This is a genomic window from uncultured Roseobacter sp. (assembly GCF_947499265.1).
GTDB lineage: Bacteria > Pseudomonadota > Alphaproteobacteria > Rhodobacterales > Rhodobacteraceae > Roseobacter.
On sequence record NZ_CANMNK010000003.1, the window covers coordinates 21,682 to 37,552 of the forward strand.

General features: G+C 61.1%; 15 protein-coding genes. 6 read left to right on the forward strand and 9 right to left on the reverse strand.

The genetic code is table 11. The features are described from left to right. Positions 1–57: 57 nt before the first annotated feature. From Q1A63_RS08200 to Q1A63_RS08225, 6 genes are all read right to left on the reverse strand, one after another. Positions 58–1,218 carry an MFS transporter gene (locus Q1A63_RS08200; protein WP_298971512.1) on the reverse strand — a complete coding sequence of 387 codons (1,161 nt, stop codon included), beginning with the start codon at positions 1,216–1,218 and terminating at the stop codon, positions 58–60. A 51-nt stretch (positions 1,219–1,269) separates the two neighbouring features. Next, positions 1,270–2,664 carry a dihydrolipoyl dehydrogenase gene (gene lpdA / locus Q1A63_RS08205; protein ID WP_298971511.1) on the reverse strand — a complete coding sequence of 465 codons (1,395 nt, stop codon included), beginning with the start codon at positions 2,662–2,664 and terminating at the stop codon, positions 1,270–1,272. Positions 2,665–2,798: 134 nt separating this feature from the next. Beyond that, a complete protein-coding gene (locus Q1A63_RS08210; RefSeq protein WP_298971510.1) occupies positions 2,799–3,383 on the reverse strand; it encodes a DUF924 family protein in 585 nt (194 codons plus the stop codon). A 90-nt stretch (positions 3,384–3,473) separates the two neighbouring features. Next, positions 3,474–4,739, reverse strand: coding sequence for an MFS transporter (locus Q1A63_RS08215; RefSeq protein WP_299505254.1), 1,266 nt, complete (start codon positions 4,737–4,739; stop codon positions 3,474–3,476). 109 nt (positions 4,740–4,848) lie between these two features. Further along, the gene (queA, locus tag Q1A63_RS08220) at positions 4,849–5,898 is read right to left on the reverse strand and encodes a tRNA preQ1(34) S-adenosylmethionine ribosyltransferase-isomerase QueA (RefSeq protein ID WP_299631185.1); all 1,050 of its coding nucleotides are present in this window, start codon (positions 5,896–5,898) and stop codon (positions 4,849–4,851) included. A 9-nt stretch (positions 5,899–5,907) separates the two neighbouring features. Next, on the reverse strand, positions 5,908–9,192 hold the full coding sequence (locus tag Q1A63_RS08225) for a DUF3971 domain-containing protein (RefSeq protein WP_299631186.1): 3,285 nt from the start codon (positions 9,190–9,192) through the stop codon (positions 5,908–5,910). 176 nt (positions 9,193–9,368) lie between these two features. Between Q1A63_RS08225 and Q1A63_RS08230 the strand changes: the two genes are divergently transcribed. The 4 genes from Q1A63_RS08230 (at position 9,369) to Q1A63_RS08245 (ending at position 12,639) form a co-directional block, all read left to right on the forward strand. Continuing rightward, positions 9,369–9,830, forward strand: coding sequence for a peroxiredoxin (locus tag Q1A63_RS08230; protein WP_299631187.1), 462 nt, complete (start codon positions 9,369–9,371; stop codon positions 9,828–9,830). Next, positions 9,827–10,636: a ferritin-like domain-containing protein gene (locus tag Q1A63_RS08235; RefSeq protein ID WP_299631188.1), complete on the forward strand. Its 810-nt coding sequence runs from the start codon at positions 9,827–9,829 to the stop codon at positions 10,634–10,636. Before Q1A63_RS08230 ends, Q1A63_RS08235 begins: the two co-directional genes overlap by 4 nt. Positions 10,637–10,817: 181 nt before the next feature. Then, a complete protein-coding gene (locus Q1A63_RS08240; RefSeq protein ID WP_299408992.1) occupies positions 10,818–12,149 on the forward strand; it encodes a M23 family metallopeptidase in 1,332 nt (443 codons plus the stop codon). Continuing rightward, positions 12,139–12,639 (forward strand): polymer-forming cytoskeletal protein, encoded by a 501-nt coding sequence (locus Q1A63_RS08245; protein ID WP_298971492.1) that lies wholly within the window; start codon positions 12,139–12,141, stop codon positions 12,637–12,639. Before Q1A63_RS08240 ends, Q1A63_RS08245 begins: the two co-directional genes overlap by 11 nt. Before the next feature lie 293 nt (positions 12,640–12,932). Here the strand turns inward: Q1A63_RS08245 and Q1A63_RS08250 are convergent, their stop codons facing one another. Beyond that, a complete protein-coding gene (locus Q1A63_RS08250) occupies positions 12,933–13,340 on the reverse strand; it encodes a hypothetical protein (protein ID WP_299631189.1) in 408 nt (135 codons plus the stop codon). Between Q1A63_RS08250 and Q1A63_RS08255 the strand changes: the two genes are divergently transcribed. Continuing rightward, complete coding sequence (locus Q1A63_RS08255) at positions 13,327–13,464, forward strand: hypothetical protein (protein WP_299631190.1); 138 nt, start codon at positions 13,327–13,329, stop codon at positions 13,462–13,464. The genes Q1A63_RS08250 and Q1A63_RS08255 overlap by 14 nt on opposite strands. Before the next feature lie 23 nt (positions 13,465–13,487). Here Q1A63_RS08255 and Q1A63_RS08260 read toward each other — a convergent pair whose 3' ends face one another. Together Q1A63_RS08260 and Q1A63_RS08265 are read right to left on the reverse strand one after the other, a co-directional pair. Then, positions 13,488–14,033, reverse strand: coding sequence for a peptidylprolyl isomerase (locus Q1A63_RS08260; protein ID WP_298971489.1), 546 nt, complete (start codon positions 14,031–14,033; stop codon positions 13,488–13,490). After that, complete coding sequence (locus Q1A63_RS08265) at positions 14,026–14,532, reverse strand: peptidylprolyl isomerase (RefSeq protein ID WP_298971487.1); 507 nt, start codon at positions 14,530–14,532, stop codon at positions 14,026–14,028. Before Q1A63_RS08265 ends, Q1A63_RS08260 begins: the two co-directional genes overlap by 8 nt. Positions 14,533–14,657: 125 nt before the next feature. Between Q1A63_RS08265 and Q1A63_RS08270 the strand changes: the two genes are divergently transcribed. Continuing rightward, entirely contained in the window at positions 14,658–15,845 is a 1,188-nt protein-coding gene (locus tag Q1A63_RS08270) for a phosphoglycerate kinase (protein ID WP_298971485.1), read from the forward strand. The last annotated feature ends 26 nt before the right edge of the window (positions 15,846–15,871 follow it).

Sequence of the window (15,871 nt, forward strand, 5' to 3'; positions counted from 1 at the left end):
AGACATAGGCCCATTGCGCGCATTAGCCAATGAAAAAATGAGAACAAAAGGTAAACTTTAGCGATGACGGCGACGATGGGCCAGCACAAGATGCGCGCAGCCCCCAAGGACAAAGGCGCAGCCCGCCAAAAGCGGCAATCCCGCATAGCCGATGGCCCCGGAGGTCATTGCCATGACCGGCGTGCCCAGGGTATTGCCGACATTGCCCATCTGGGCCACCGCGCCATTGGCCTGCGCCTGCGTTGCCGGGGTGTGGTTCAGCTGTGGGACGGCGGCAAAGCTTGCGCCCTGGATCAAACCCATCGTAGCGGCGAGCATCAGGCAGCCCATGGGATCACCCGGGATCGCCCAAAGCCAGATCATGGTCATCGCACTCCCCGCGAAACCGATCAGGATGACGGAAACAGCGGAAATGACACGTAGCAGGGCAACGCCCAGGGTCATCGAGATCAGGATGCTGGTCAGGGGCATCGCGCCCATCACAAAGGCGCGGCTGTCCTCGGCGATGAAGGGCGGCAGAACCGTCAGGATGGAGACGAAACAGAAGGTGTAGAAAAGCCAGCCGATGGCAGGCGCTGAAATCGCCGGGGAGCGGTAGATCGTCAGGTGATCCCGCAGAATTTGAGCCGGTGACAACGCGGTGGCTGGGGTGTCAATTGTGAGCACGCTCAGCCGCATCCCGAGATAGAGCGCGAAAACCGCCATGTAGAGCGCATGCGCTGCCAGCAACGCCGGCAGGCCCTGCCAGGCCACCAGCGGCAAACCGGCCCAGGCGAGTACCGCGAACGCGACCCCAAAGAACGTGCCCCATAGCGTCAGCGCCAGCCCCCGATCCTTGGGTGCGCAGATCTGCGCGATCAGCGTGGGCGCCGCCACAACAAGGCCCAGATGCGACAACCCTTCCAGCGCACGGCTGAACAGCAGCCATGGCAGCGGTGGCAAAAACGCCTGAAACGCGGAGAGCGCGGCCCCGGCCCAAAGCGCCCAGAGCAGCGCGCGGCGATAGCGAATGCGCGCGACCATCAGCCCGGCCGCAACGCCAAAGAAAATGCCCAGCAGCCCCACGATGGACACCACAAAACCCAGAGCCGCGCCCGCATCGGGGTAAATCGCGGGCAGTTGATCGAAAGTGGCGCTGAACTTGCCATATTGAGCAGCGGCACCAAGGCCCGCCCCCCACAGCGCCAGCACCAGACCCCATGGGGTTTTGTCAATCATTTCAGGCCTGTCCTGCATGAAGGAGCTCCGACCGGAGACCCTTTGCACCGCTTACATGTGAATCACGCGGTCGTAGGCATCCAGCACACTTTCGTGCATCATTTCAGAAAGCGTCGGATGCGGGAAGACCGTATTCATCAGATCTTCTTCGGTGGTTTCCAACTGGCGGCCGACCACGTAACCCTGAATGAGCTCGGTGACTTCGGCCCCGACCATATGCGCCCCAAGAAGCTCGCCGGTCTTGGCATCGAAAATCGTTTTGATCATGCCTTCCTGTTCACCAAGAGCGATCGCCTTGCCATTGCCAATGAAGGGGAAGCGTCCGACCTTGATCTCGTAGCCCAGCTCCTTGGCCTTGGCTTCGGTATAGCCGACGGAGGCCACCTGCGGATGGCAATAGGTGCAGCCCGCGATGGTTTCCGGTTTGACGGGATGCGCGTGTTTGCCCGCGATCAAATCGGCGACCATGACGCCCTCATGGCTCGCCTTATGCGCCAGCCAAGGCGCGCCCGCGACATCGCCAATGGCATAGAGCCCGTCGACCCCGGTGCGGCAAAACTCGTCCGTGACAACATGGGTGCGGTCGACCTTCACGCCCAGGTCTTCGAGGCCCAGACCCTCGACATTGCCAACGATGCCCACGGCGGAAATCACCGTGTCAAAGTCGTGTTTCTCGACCTTGCCGCCGACCTCGATATGGGCGGTCACCTTGCCCTTGGCGCGGTCGAGTTGTTTGACCATCGCCTTCTGCATGATCTTCATGCCCTGCTTCTCGAACGACTTCTTCGCGAAGGCTGAGATTTCCGCGTCCTCAACGGGCAGCACGCGGTCCATGACCTCGACCACTGTCGTATCGGCCCCCAGCGTGTTGTAGAAACTGGCAAATTCGATACCGATGGCCCCCGACCCGATCACCAGCAGCTTTTTCGGCATGTGCTTGGGTTCCAGCGCGTGTTTATAGGTCCAGACCAGATCGCCATCGGCCTCCAGCCCCGGCAGCTCACGCGCGCGCGCACCGGTGGCCAGCACGATGTTCTTTGCGGTCAACTCCTCAGCGCCCTTATCGGTCTTAACGCTGACTTTGCCCTTGGCGGGGATGGTGGCCGCGCCCATGAAAACGGTGACCTTGTTCTTTTTCATCAGGTGGCCAATGCCGCCCGACAGTTGCCCCGCCACCTGGCGCGAGCGTTTGACCACCGCGTCGAGATCATAGCCTACGTTGTCCGCTTTCAGGCCGAACTCCTTGGCGCGGTGCATCAGGTGAAAGACTTCGGAAGAGCGCAGCATCGCCTTGGTCGGGATGCAACCCCAGTTGAGACAGATACCGCCCAGATGCTCGCGTTCGACGATGGCAACAGACATCCCCAGCTGCGCCCCGCGAATGGCTGCAACATAGCCGCCAGGGCCTGCACCGATCACAATAAGATCAAAGGATTTCGCGGCCATGGTGTGTCCTCGCTGATGGAATATCCGGAATATAGTTCACCGTTAAACTATATTCCCATCAGCGGCAACAGCGGCTGCGGCGCGACATATGCGCACCGTGCAAGGGGGCATATCACCCCATGCAATCGGATTTCTCAGGCGGCTTTTGCGGTCTGCAGGCTGCGGATCATTTCGCCGTATCCACCCCGCGCCGTAAACTCGTTTTCGAGCTTTGTCGGCGTCCGGCCCAAAGCCTTGTTGCGGAAGGGGAAGCGCCCGAATTCACGGATCACATCGCGGTGTGCCCGGGCGTGCAACAGGTTTTCGGCACCGTGTTCCGGCATCCGTTCACACATCAGCCGCACGCAACGTTCCTGATCGCAGAGGTTTTCGGAATGCATCAGCGGCAGGTAAAAGAACTGTCGCGCGGGCTCATCAATCCGCATGTCCCAGCGTTTGTCGATGGCCGACTTTGCTGCCGCCAGGGCAACCTTGTCGCTGGCAAAGGCCTGGGCCGTGCCGCGGAACATGTTGCGGGAGAACTGATCCATCAGGATGACATAGGCCAGCGCGCCGGAGGGGTATGTCAGCCAGAGAGAGAACCGGCCTTCGCAGGCGCCGTGCCAACTCTCTTCAAACCGGGTCCTGATTGCACCATCCAAAGCATCGGATTGCGTGTACCAACCGCTCTGACCAACTTCATCCAGCCAGAAGCTCAAAATCTCTTGCGGACCAACCATACCTACCGTCTCCATTAAACATACCGTGTCATTAACGTATGCTCTGTTTACTTCAATCACCTAGTCACTTTTTGCATCATTACGACACATTCAACCAGCATTTGTGGCGTTTTCGTCGCTCAATTCGCTCTCAATGGCGTATTCCTGAGCATATTCGAGGGCAACCGAGGTCGAGGATGGGGCCACAGCAACATACGCCCCCGTTTCCTGAACCGGAATCGACTTGCGCACCGTCGATCGATAGGCCGCGTAGATCACCAACATGGCAAAAAGCACACCGGTGAAAAGATAGAAGCCGCCCGGCCCCACCACGTCCATCATATAGCCGGTGATGATCGGGCCGAGGATCGCGCCAAGCCCGTTGATGAAGATCAGCCCGCCCGATGCCGCGGCCATGTCTTCATGTTCCAGAAAGTCATTGGTGTGGGCAATCAGCAGAGAATAGAGCGGGTTCGACATCCCGCCCACCACAAAGGCCGAGACCAGCAGCATCGTGAAGTTCCCGCCGAGCAACATGCCGATGGCCGAGCCGATGACGCCAACCGCCGACACGATCAGGATCAGAAAGCGCCGGTCCATCCGGTCAGAAATCCAACCAATCGGGTATTGCAGCAGCATTGCACCGACAAAGAACATCGCCACGAAGGTGGAGATCTGCGCGACAGAGAGCCCGGCCTTGGCGCCATAGACGGAGGCCATACCGAATTGCGCGGAAAAGACACCGCCCAGCAGGAACATGCCGACGCAACCCATTGGGGAGTAACCGGCAAGCTCCCGAAGGCTCATCGGTTTGGTGGTATCAAAGGCCGGTGTCGGGCTGATCGACAACAGGATGGGTGTGACCGCAATCGACACCAGAACCGATGGGATGACGAAGAGGACATAGCCCGAGGGATCGGCGGCCAGCAGCAGCGCCTGGCTGAGCACGATCCCCGCGGTCTGCACGATCATGTAGAGCGAGAGCGCCTGACCGCGGTTTTCGTTGGTGGCCGCATTGTTGAGCCAGCTCTCTGCCGTCACATACACGGCCGAGAAGCAAAACCCGATCAGCACCCGGCCCAGTGTCCAGACCCAGACCTCGGTCAGCGTGGGGTAGATGATCATCACCGCAGAGATCAGCGAGGCCAGCGCAGCAAAGACCCGCACGTGGCCGACCCGCCGGATCATCCCGGGGGCCATCCGCGACCCGCCCAGAAAGCCGACAAAATAGGCCGACATCACTATGGACATCTCCAGCGTGGAAAAACCCTCGATCTCGCCACGGATGCCCAGCAATGTGCCTTGCATCCCGTTCCCGACCATCAGGAGCGACATGCCCAGCAAGAGCGCCCATGCGCTTGATAAAACCTGAAGCATGTTGATCTCCGTCTTATCTTGGGAGGGGTGTTTCGCCCTCCTTGCCGCATGGCCGTGGTCAGGTCCGTCTCATGTGCGACTTCGCAGGTCGCTTTGCGCCCATGAGGGATTATTTCGGAAAGAGAAGCGACGCATCCCCATAGGAGAAAAAACGATATTCCGCGCGGATGGCGTGATCGTAAATGCGCCGCACGGTGTCGGGGCCCATCAGCGCCGAGACCAGCATCATCAGGGTGGATTTGGGCAAGTGGAAATTGGTCATCAGCGCGTCGGTGACCTGGAACGCAAACCCCGGATAGACGAAGATATCGGTATCCCCCTCCCAAGCGGTGATCTGCCCCCCGCGTGCGGCGGTTTCGATCAACCTGAGCGCAGTTGTGCCGACCGGGATCACGCGCCCGCCGGTCCGTTTCGTCTCCGCGATCTCGGCGGCGGCCTGCGCGCTGACCCTGCCCCATTCGGAATGCATCTTGTGGGTGGTCACATCGTCGACCTTCACCGGCAGAAATGTGCCTGCGCCCACATGCAGGGTCACATGGCTGAAGGTGACGCCCTTCTCGGAGAGCGCCGCGAGCAGAGCATCGTCGAAATGCAAGGAGGCGGTTGGCGCGGCAACGGCCCCCTTGTTGCGGGCAAAGACGGTTTGATAGTCCTGCATGTCTTGCGCATCCGCCGGGCGTTTGGCCGCGATATAGGGCGGCAGCGGCATGGCACCGGCGGCATTCAGCGCCGCATCAAAATCATCCCCCCCCAAGTTGAAGGCAAGATGCCCCTGCCCGTCAGCGGTGCCTTGCAAACTGGCCCGCAAAGCATCGCTGAAGATGACCTCTTCCCCGATTTTCAGCTTTTTCAGCGGTTTGATGAGGGCCGCCCATGTGCCGTCACTGCGCGGTTCCAGCAGGGTCACCTCGATCCTGGCCTGCGTGGCACCCTGCGCGCTGATGCGGTGGCGCACCCCCGTCAGCCGCGCCGGAATGACTTTGGTATCGTTCAACACCAGACGGTCGCCGGGGCGGAGAAAATCAACAAGGTCCGACACCACCGCATCGGTGATTGTATCTCCCTTGGCGACCAACAGGCGCGCAGCTGTGCGCGGCACCGCCGGGCGGGTCGCAATCAGGTGTTCGGGAAGATCGAAATCGAAGTCGCTGAGTTTCATGGCGGCCCCCTAGCGATCTTCTCCGGTCGTTGCAACAGGCGGGGCGCGCTCGATGACGGGTGGCGGTGTTTCGCCTTCGGCCAGGGGCACGTCAGGCTTGGGCGCGCGGAAGAGATCGCGGATGCCGCCCGGTGTCAGCGCCGTCAGCGGATTGACAAAAACATCCGGGTTCTTTGCTGTGCCGGTGATCGAATAGTTGAAGGCAAAGAGCCCCTCGCCCTTCCGGGTAAACACGCTGCCGATACCGTTGAGAATATAGACCGGGGTGATGACACCCTGCATCTGCAACTGCCCGGTGCCCAGGGCGTAGATCCCGTCCATGGAAATCCCCATCGAGGGACCCACGGCACTGCCTTCGCGCAGGGTGATCTGCGACGGGGACAGGCGAAAATCCGCGCCGACCTCGGAGAAATAGAGGCTGTCGCCGCCTTCCGCGTTGAAGAGCCCGACGATGCTGACCGCATTGAGCAAGGCGGCCATCGCGGGCGCGTCGACAATGCTGGTGTCCAGCACCCTCAGGGTGCCGTCAAACGCACCACCGGTGCCCACCGGGATCAGGATCAGTTCAAACTTGCCGCCTCGGGCCTTCTGCAAAACATTTGCCGAGGAAAACACCGATCCCGCGTCGTTTGCCGTCAATCGGATCGCGCTGCGCCCGCCCTGCGGGATCATCCGCCCATTGACCGGTGCGCCGCCATTGACCCGTCCCGAAAAGGTGCCGTCCAGACCCGCGCCCGTGGTGAAGTCCCCCCGGATGTTGGTGATGGCGATGGTGTCGCTGACCTGCAGCCGGTCCAGCGCCACGGTCAGGGGCGTGTTTTCTCCGGTGGCTGCGTCATCCGGGATATCGGCCCGCCGCAGATCAAGCGTGCCGCCGCGCAACACAACGCCCACGGGCACATCCGCACCCCGCCCCACCAGATCAACCTGCGCATCCAGCCAATCCGAGACAAGCACGCGCGACAACCGGACCCTGTCCAGCTGACCGGCCCCGGACAGCGTAATGTCCCCTGTGGCAGAAAGGCCCGGCGCCTGCAGCGACAGGCTTTGCACGGTCGGGATTTCCGACAGCGTCGCCACGAGCTTGAACTCCGCCGCCGTGGCCGCGCGCTTGGACCAGCCGATGGGCGGAATGCTCAGCGTGATGCCCCGCAGATCGGAGCTGAGTTCAAGTTTCGGCGGCTGATCCTTGACCAGTTCCACCACAATATCCGCCTTGCCCTCACCGGTCACATATTCGGGCGGCAGACCGACCTTCAGATCCTCCAGCGCTTCGGTTGAAATATCGATCTGACCCGTGACCGTGCCCGGCGTGCCGGGCTCCCCAAGCGGTTGCTGCCATGTCACGTCGAAGGGCAAACCATCCAGATCCCCCGGCCCCCGCACCGTCACCAATTCATCAGAGGCCACAAGCGACAACAAAGGCGCACGGACCGTCCGGTCCTTGATCAGTTGGGTGCTGCTGACGTTGGCAAGCGCGCCGGTGACATGGAATGCGACCTCTTCGATCTGGGCTTCTTTCTTGAGCGGGAGCGCCAATGTGCCCGCCAGTGTCGCGCGCCCGTCGGCCAGCGTCACCGGCTCCCCGGCTTTGCTCAGCACCTCAAGCGGCGGTTGATCCAGCATCGACAGGGCTGCCGTCACCGATGAATCGGTGAGCAGTCGGACCACCGCCGGGGTGTCCTCCTTGGCCCGGATATCCGGGATGATGAAGGACGAACCGGCCAGATCGACACTGCCCCCTTCAGGGGCTTCGACGCCGCCCTTGTCCACCACCAGCACAAAGCGGTCCTTGAGGATCGAGGCGTGCCCCTGGGCCTGTTTGATCAGGGGCATTTCTTTCAAAAACCGAACATCGGCTTCTTTGAAGTCAAACCCCAGGAATGTCTCGGGGGCCGCGCCCGCGCGCCAACGCAACGCCGCGTTGACATCCTGCAAGGTCCCGGCAAAGAGGTTTTCGTTAAGCCATTTGCGCGTTTTCGGTCCCAGGGCTTCGGGCCAGAGCCCCATCAGGCGTGCAGAATCGAAGCGGTCCATCTGCGCGTCCACGGCGATGTCCCATCCACTGGCATCCGCAGCCACCTCTCCCTTTGCGCGCAGCAGGTATCCCTCGTCCAAAATCTGCAACCGGCCCAAATGCAGCGAAAAGGGCTGCGGGGTAAGGCGGAAATCAAGCTCGGCCTCGGAAACGGTGACCGGCACGTCGTAGAAATCCGCCGGGTTGATCTTGAGATCGCTGAGCCGCAATTGCCCAACCAGATCTTCGATCCGGCCATTGCCGTCGTCGGCCAGCGACGCGGTCCCGTCAAGGCGGCCGCTGACCCATTTGCTTTCCACCGAAAGCTCATCGAACCGCAACAGGCGCTCTGCTGGGATATAGCTGAAATAGCTGCGCGCGCTGTCGATGGGGATGGCACGGGTTTCGGGTGTGGGCTGGATGACGCCAGCACCGATCTGAAAGGTCGCATTGAGCGGGTCAAAGGTGCCATCGGCGTTCATGCCCCCGCGCAACGATCCCGAAATCGGCGCACGCAGCGCCTCCAGCCAGCCAAAGGCCGGACCCTGCACCGCGACATCGCCAGCATCGACATTTGCGAAGGTGACACCGAAATCCGACGCCGTGTCGCCAATGCGGCCCGCGTAATTCGCCGCCACGGTGGCCACCTCTGCGCCGCCGCCCAGAACGGCAAGATCAACGCTCAACTGAAGGGTCTCGCCCGTTCGGCGCAGCCCCAAACGCCCGCCATCCACCGTCCAGGCGCGATTGGCGCGTTCGTCCTCATAGCGCAGGGTCAAGGCGTTCAGATTGGCCTCGTTCAACTGTGCCAGCCCTGGGCGCAACAGAAACTCGTCCATCTCCGCGATCAGCTGCACCAGATTGGGCGCGCGCCGCACCGGCGGCGATGTGCCGGTCCCGGACGACAGGGAAATACCCCCCTCGGGGCTGCGGCGCAGGTTGAGGAACACACCGCTGAGGTCCAGCGATTTCAACTCCAGCGTCCCGCGCAGCAATCCGCGCATCGACAGGCTGGCGCGGACTTCTGAAAAGGCGACGATCTCGCCGCCCGCCGGGGTCGTTGCCCGCACATCGCGCACGCTGGCGCGCGGCCGCCACCCCTCGTCAACGATCAGCACCATTTCGCCGTAGCTCACCTGAGCATCCGGGATCGCCTCGGCCAGACGGGTATCGATCTGCGCCCGCGCCCAATCGGGCACGATGATTTCACGGTCCTTGACCCACATAAGCGCACCGCCTGCCCCCGCCAAAAGCAAGGCCAGCAGAAACCAGGCCACAAAACCTCTTTTTCTGCGGCGCGGCTTGATGGGACTGGGCGTTTCAGGTTCCAAAACGGGGTACGGCTTCTTGGGTTGCGAAGGAACGATTGTTATCTTGGATGCAGGCCTTCCCTATGGCCCGCGCTGCTCTACTATGTCATTGCAACGCCAACCTTAAAACCCAAGAGAGTGCCATGCCAGAGATTTCGCAACCTGCCCCGGATTTCACCCTGCCCAGCACCGATGGCGGCGACGTCACGCTGTCTGCATTGAAAGGCAAGCCCGTCGTCCTGTTCTTTTACCCGCGCGACAACACGCCGGGCTGCACCAAGGAGAGCGTCGGATTTTCCGAAAACCGTGCGGCCTTCGAAGAAGCGGGCGCGGTGGTCTTTGGCATCTCCAAGGACAGCATGGCGAGCCACGAGAAGTTCGTCGCAAAGAAGGAATTGACCGTACCACTTTTGTCCGACGAGAACGGCACTGCCTGCGAAGACTATGGTGTGTGGAAAGAAAAGAGCATGTACGGCAAGAAATTCATGGGGATCGAACGCAGCACCTTCCTGATCGCTGCGGATGGCACGATTGCGCAGATCTGGCCGAAGGTGAAAGTCCCCGGTCATGTTGACGCGGTTCTGGAAGCGGTCCGCGCCCTGTGATCCCCCTGGCGGCAATGGCGGAGGCGGTCCTGCGCACGGCAGACGGGCGGGAAAAGACCGCCCTCTCCCGCCAGTTTGCCGCCGCATGGCAGGCCGCCCGCGAGGAAGGGCAAAAACCGGCGATCGGCAGCGCCACGCCGCCGCTGCACCCGGCACGCCCGGATGCGCCGGAACTGCTCAGCCCGCGCGATGTGCCGCGCCGCCGCCCTGGCACGCCCGAGGGACGCATTGCCTTGCTGCATGCGGTCGCGCATATCGAACTCAATGCCGTGGACCTGCATTGGGACGTCATCGCACGCTTCACCGAGACGCCGATGCCGATGGGGTTCTACGACGATTGGGTGAAAGCGGCGGCTGAAGAATCCAAGCACTTCAACCTGATGTGCGATTGTCTGGAGGAGATGGGCAGCCACTATGGCGCCCTACCCGCGCATGCCGGCATGTGGCGTGCCGCCGAAGACACCGTGGATGATCTGATAGGGCGCCTGGCCGTGGTGCCGATGGTGTTGGAGGCGCGCGGTCTGGATGTCACGCCCGGCATGATCGAGATTTTCCGCAAGGCAAAAGCCGGATCAGCCGTTGCTGCCCTTGAAACCATCTACGCCGAAGAAGTCGCGCATGTGGCCTATGGGTCAAAATGGTTTCACTTTCTCTGCGGTCGCCACGAACAGGATCCCAAGGAAACCTTCCATGCGCTCGTCCGCAAATATTTCCATGGCGCGCTGAAACCGCCCTTCAATGAAGAGAAACGCGCAGAGGCCGGCATTCCCCCCGATTTCTACTGGCCATTGACAGAGACCGTTTGACGCCGAGCTTCCGGAGAAATCAGCAGTTTTTTGCCGATTTGCAACAATTCAACGACAAGTTGCAGGCTGAACGTGAAAGCCACTTGCCCCCTCAATGCCGCCTCATTAAGCACTTCGTGGCGGAGGGTTAACCATCCACAGAAGGTGTGCGCTCCGGGGAAACAGGCAAAGGGACAGCTTTGTGCGGACACGTTTGGCTATCAAAGTTCACGGTATGCTGGAACGGCATTTCCCTGAGCGCCGCGTGTTTCTCAAATCAGATACCGACACCAGATTCATACGCCTGCGTCCGGAAACCCAGCTGATCGCCTTTGCCGGTGGCTCGCTGCTGGTCGCATGGACCATCATCGCCACAGCGGTTCTGCTGATGGATAGCATCGGCGCTGGTAACTTTCGCGAACAGGCCAAACGCGACCAGGTGACCTACCAGGCGCGGTTGAACGATCTCTCCGCACAGCGTGACCGCCGGGCCGCGGAAGCATCGGCCGCCCATGCGCGGTTCAACGCGGCGCTTGATCAGATTTCAGTGATGCAGTCCCAATTGCTGACCTCGGAAACCCGGCGCCACGAATTGGAAACTGGCATCGAGGTCATTCAGACCACCCTGCGCAGCACCATGAAAGAACGCGAAGAAGCGCGCCTGGCCTTGGCCAATCTGCAGGATGATGCTGCTGATGAGGCGGCGACAAATCTTCTGGCGGCAAAAGACGCCGGTGCCCCGGTTGATTTCCTGTCCGAAGCCCTCGCCCGTACTGCGGCCGAGCGGGACAAGGTGGTCGCCGATGCGCAGGAAGCGCTGCACCATGCCGACGAGCTGACGCATGAAATCGCGCTGATGAAAGAGAACAACGACCAGATCTTCCGCCAGCTCGAAGAGGCTATGACGATTTCGGTGGCGCCGCTGGACAAGATGTTCAAAGCCGCAGGCATGCCGCCACAGCGCATTCTGGATCAGGTGCGGCGCGGTTATTCCGGCCAGGGCGGGCCACTGACGCCGCTGTCTTTCTCCAGCCGTGGCGAAGAACTGTCCCCTGACTTCATCCGTGCAAACCGGCTGCTGGAACAGATGGATACGCTGAACCTCTATCGCATCGCGGCAGAGAAAGCCCCCTTTGCGCTGCCCGTCAAACAGGCGTTCCGCTTCACCAGTGATTATGGCTTCCGCCGCGACCCCAAGACCGGTGGACGCCGGATGCACCGCGGCGTCGATTTTGCAGCACCGGCTGGCACCGACTTGCATGCCACAGCGGATGGTGTGGTGACCCACGCGGGCTGGCAATCCGGCTACGGGCGGCTGGTGAAAATCGAGCACGACTTCGGGATTGAGACAAGGTACGCTCATCTGTCAAAAATTCGCGTTAAAGTTGGGCAAAGGGTCTCGCGCGGCGAACATATCGGTGATATGGGTGCATCCGGACGGGTGACCGGCGTGCATCTGCACTACGAAGTTCGTGTCGGTGGGAAAGCTGTAAACCCAATGATCTATATCAAGGCTGCAAAAGATGTTTTCTAAGAGCAAAATCAACGAACCAGGCCAGAAACCGGCCGAGGCAGATACTCCGGCGAAAGCGCCATCTTCTTCTGCACCGGCAAAACCGGCCTCAAGCGAGTACAAGGCCAGCCCCCCCAAAGCCAAGCCTCCAGCTTCGCTGCTGTCGGCTGATCTGCATGTGACCGGCAACATGAAGACCACCGGTGACATTCAGGTTGAGGGGACTGTTGAAGGTGATATCCGCGCGCATCTGCTGACCATCGGCGAAACGGCGACCATCAAAGGTGAAGTCATCGCCGATGATGTCGTTGTGAACGGTCGTATCGTGGGCCGCGTGCGCGGTCTGAAAGTGCGTTTGACCTCCACGGCGCGCGTTGAGGGTGACATCATCCACAAGACGATCGCCATCGAGTCCGGCGCCCACTTCGAAGGCTCCGTGCAACGCCAGGACGATCCGCTGAACCCGGGCGCCAAAACCGCGCCTGCGGCGAAAGCGAACCCTGCTTCCTGAGCAACACGCGGCCCGAACAACCAGCTGGCCGCTGTGTAGGCAAATATCTGTAAACAACCGCGCCCCGCTGTGGGGCGCGTTTTTTTTTGTGCGGTGCATATGAGCAGCGTTTGGATGCGTCCTGCGGAGCTTTGCTGCCGTTGGAAAACAGACACATTGGAGAGAAAGACCCGACAACAAGCACGACAGGCAGGTGGTAGATGCAAAGATTGATTGTCACCGGCGCGAATGGGGCGGGCAAGAGCCATATCGCAAGGCAATTGAATGATCTGCGCCCTGCAATACCTTTGATTTCATTCGATGCGATCAAATTGACCAGCGGCTGGAAACAGCGGCCAAGACGGGAAATCGAAGCAGAACTGTCCGACATCGTTGCGACGCACGCGTGGATACTCGAGGGGGGTCCAAGCCTTCTTCACCACGCACTGCCAAGAGCGCAAGCCGTTATTTGGCTCGACCCCTCGGAGCTGGTTCGAGCATGGCGTCTCATCTCGCGACCGTGGCGCAACCTTGGCAAGACGCGCCCAGAGCTCCCACTCGGGAATGTCGACTGGCCTCTGCAGCAGTACCGATTTGCCTTTCGAAGCATCAAGAAACGCGCCACGTTTCGAAACTATATCGCCACCACATTGGACGCTGCAGAAGACAAAGTTATCTGGCATTGCCGGAGCCAAAGGCAAATAGACGATGTTATCGATCATTGGCGCAGTGCTGGCACTCAAAGCGTTTCGGGAAACACCTGAACCGCATCACGCTCCGATCATTGCTGCGATTTCTTCCGCCAGAAGAAAAAAAGCCGCCGCTTGGGTCAGCGGCGGCTTTTGATCACGCAAGAACGGGATGCCGTTTCACTCGGTCACGGTCACCTTTTCCATAATGTCCGGCGCGCCGATCACGGCGCCATTTGGGCCTGCCCCCAGCTTGATCGCGTCCAGCACGTCGAGCCCTTCGGTCACACGGCCCACAACAGTGTACTGGCCGTTCAGGAAATAGCCTTCCTGAAACATGATGAAGAATTGGCTGTTGGCGCTGTCGGGACTTTGCGCGCGGGCCATGCCGACGACACCCCGATCAAAGGGCACATCGGAAAACTCCGCCGCCAGGTCAGGCTGATCGGAACTGCCGGTCCCAGCGCGGCGCATGTCCCCACCGGTCTTGCCATGTTCCACATCACCGGTCTGCGCCATGAAGCCTTCGATCACCCGGTGAAAGACGACACCATCATAGGCGCCCTCTTCCGCCAGCGCGGTGATCCGCGCCACATGGCCAGGGGCCACATCTTCGAGCAGATCGATGACAATCGTGCCCTCGGCCTCGCCGGACACCTGAATTTCGATGCCCGTCGCCGCCGCCGGACCTGCGAGCATCAGCGATGCAACCAGCGCCTTATACATCCGCAGCCACCTTCACGGAAATCATCCGGTCCGGCTCCGCAGGCGGCTCGCCACGGGTGATGGCATCCACGTGCTCCATCCCTTCGATGACCTGACCGTAAACGGTGTACTGACCGTTCAGGAAATCATTGTCCTTGAAGTTGATGAAAAACTGGCTGTTGGCGCTGTCAGGGTTTTGCGACCGGGCCGCCCCGATGGAGCCGCGCGCATGCGGGATCTTGGAGAACTCCGCCGGAACATTCGGCAGGTCGGATCCGCCTGTACCCGCCATGCGCAGGTTGAAACCGTCTTCCATATCGCCGTGCTGCACATCGCCGGTCTGCGCCATGAAACCTTCGATCACCCGGTGAAAGGCCACGTTGTCATATTGCCCGGACCGCGCCAGTTCCTTCATCCGGTCGACATGTTGCGGTGCGACGTCCGGCAAAAGCTGGACGGTCACGGTGCCGCCTTTCAGCTCAATCAGGATTGTGTTTTCGGGGTCTTTGATCTCAGCCATCTGGCGCTCCTTCGATAATCGTTGCCGATTACCTAAGCCGTGGCGGCGCGAATGCCAAGCAAGTCCATTGACCTCTGGGCAGATAAGCGCAAAACACGGGCCAGCAGGGATGAAAGGAACAGGCGATGGGTTGGAAAACACTGGACGATATGGACCTGGCGGGCAAACGCGTGCTGGTGCGGGTGGATATCAATGTTCCGGTCGAAGACGGGCGCGTCACCGACACCACGCGCATCGACCGCATCGTACCCACAATCAAGGACATCGTTGCAGGCGGCGGTCTGCCGATCCTGCTGGCGCATTTCGGCCGCCCGAAGGGAAAATACGTGCCCGAAATGTCGCTGCGTGTGACCCTGCCCGCGCTGGAAGCGGCGCTAGGCCAGGACGTCACCTTTATTGAACGGCCTGAGGTTGACGCGCTGAAGGCCCTGCCCGCGGGATCCGTGGTCTTGGTTGAGAACACCCGTTTCGCCGCAGGAGAAGAGGCGAATGACCCCGGCATGGCCAAGTTCCTGGCAAGCCTCGGGGACATCTATTGCAACGATGCGTTTTCCGCCGCCCACCGGGCGCATGCCTCAACGACAGGGGTAGCGCAGTTGCTGCCATCTTGCGCGGGACGACTGATGCAGGCGGAACTCTCCGCGTTGGAATCCGCTTTGTCGACACCACAACGCCCCGTCGGCGCGGTGGTGGGCGGCGCCAAGGTGTCGACCAAAATCGCCTTGCTCGAAAACCTCGTGGGCCGGTTGGATCTTCTGGTGATCGGCGGCGGCATGGCAAATACCTTTCTCGCCGCGCAAGGCGCACAGCTGGGCGCATCCTTGCAGGAACCAGATTTCATCGACACCGCCAAGGCCATCATGGCCCGCGCGGCCGAGGCCGGTTGCCGTATCCTGCTGCCGGTGGACGGGCTGGTAGCACGCGAGTTCAAAGCAGGTGCTGCGCATGAGGTGATCGCCCTTGGCCCTGACACGGTTCTGGACGCGGATCAGATGGTGCTCGATGCGGGCCCGGAAAGTGTGAAGGCCGTCACCGCCGCCTTTGCCGATCTGAAAACGCTGATCTGGAACGGTCCGCTCGGCGCCTTTGAAATCGCGCCTTTTGATCAGGCCACCAATGCCGCCGCCGCAGATGCCGCGCGCCAGACCAGGGCGGGCACATTGATTTCGGTGGCTGGCGGCGGCGACACTGTGGCGGCCCTGAACCAGGCAGGGGTAGCGGATGACTTCACCTATATCTCCACCGCGGGCGGCGCCTTTCTGGAATGGATGGAAGGTAAGGAATTGCCCGGGGTCGCGGCCCTCAATCAGTGACATCGCGCCGGGCGACTCTGGCAGAT

Excerpts from the sequence above, each read along its gene's own strand:
- Q1A63_RS08245 (WP_298971492.1), top strand. The coding sequence starts at position 12,139 with ATGTTTTCTAAGAGCAAAATCAACGAACCAGGCCAGAAACCGGCCGAG.
- Q1A63_RS08215 (WP_299505254.1), bottom strand. The coding sequence starts at position 4,739 with ATGCTTCAGGTTTTATCAAGCGCATGGGCGCTCTTGCTGGGCATGTCG.
- Q1A63_RS08265 (WP_298971487.1), bottom strand. The coding sequence starts at position 14,532 with ATGGCTGAGATCAAAGACCCCGAAAACACAATCCTGATTGAGCTGAAA.
- queA (WP_299631185.1), bottom strand. The coding sequence starts at position 5,898 with ATGAAACTCAGCGACTTCGATTTCGATCTTCCCGAACACCTGATTGCG.
- Q1A63_RS08260 (WP_298971489.1), bottom strand. The coding sequence starts at position 14,033 with ATGTATAAGGCGCTGGTTGCATCGCTGATGCTCGCAGGTCCGGCGGCG.
- Q1A63_RS08270 (WP_298971485.1), top strand. The coding sequence starts at position 14,658 with ATGGGTTGGAAAACACTGGACGATATGGACCTGGCGGGCAAACGCGTG.
- Q1A63_RS08210 (WP_298971510.1), bottom strand. The coding sequence starts at position 3,383 with ATGGTTGGTCCGCAAGAGATTTTGAGCTTCTGGCTGGATGAAGTTGGT.
- Q1A63_RS08200 (WP_298971512.1), bottom strand. The coding sequence starts at position 1,218 with ATGATTGACAAAACCCCATGGGGTCTGGTGCTGGCGCTGTGGGGGGCG.
- Q1A63_RS08230 (WP_299631187.1), top strand. The coding sequence starts at position 9,369 with ATGCCAGAGATTTCGCAACCTGCCCCGGATTTCACCCTGCCCAGCACC.
- Q1A63_RS08255 (WP_299631190.1), top strand. The coding sequence starts at position 13,327 with ATGTTATCGATCATTGGCGCAGTGCTGGCACTCAAAGCGTTTCGGGAA.
- Q1A63_RS08250 (WP_299631189.1), bottom strand. The coding sequence starts at position 13,340 with ATGATCGATAACATCGTCTATTTGCCTTTGGCTCCGGCAATGCCAGAT.
- lpdA (WP_298971511.1), bottom strand. The coding sequence starts at position 2,664 with ATGGCCGCGAAATCCTTTGATCTTATTGTGATCGGTGCAGGCCCTGGC.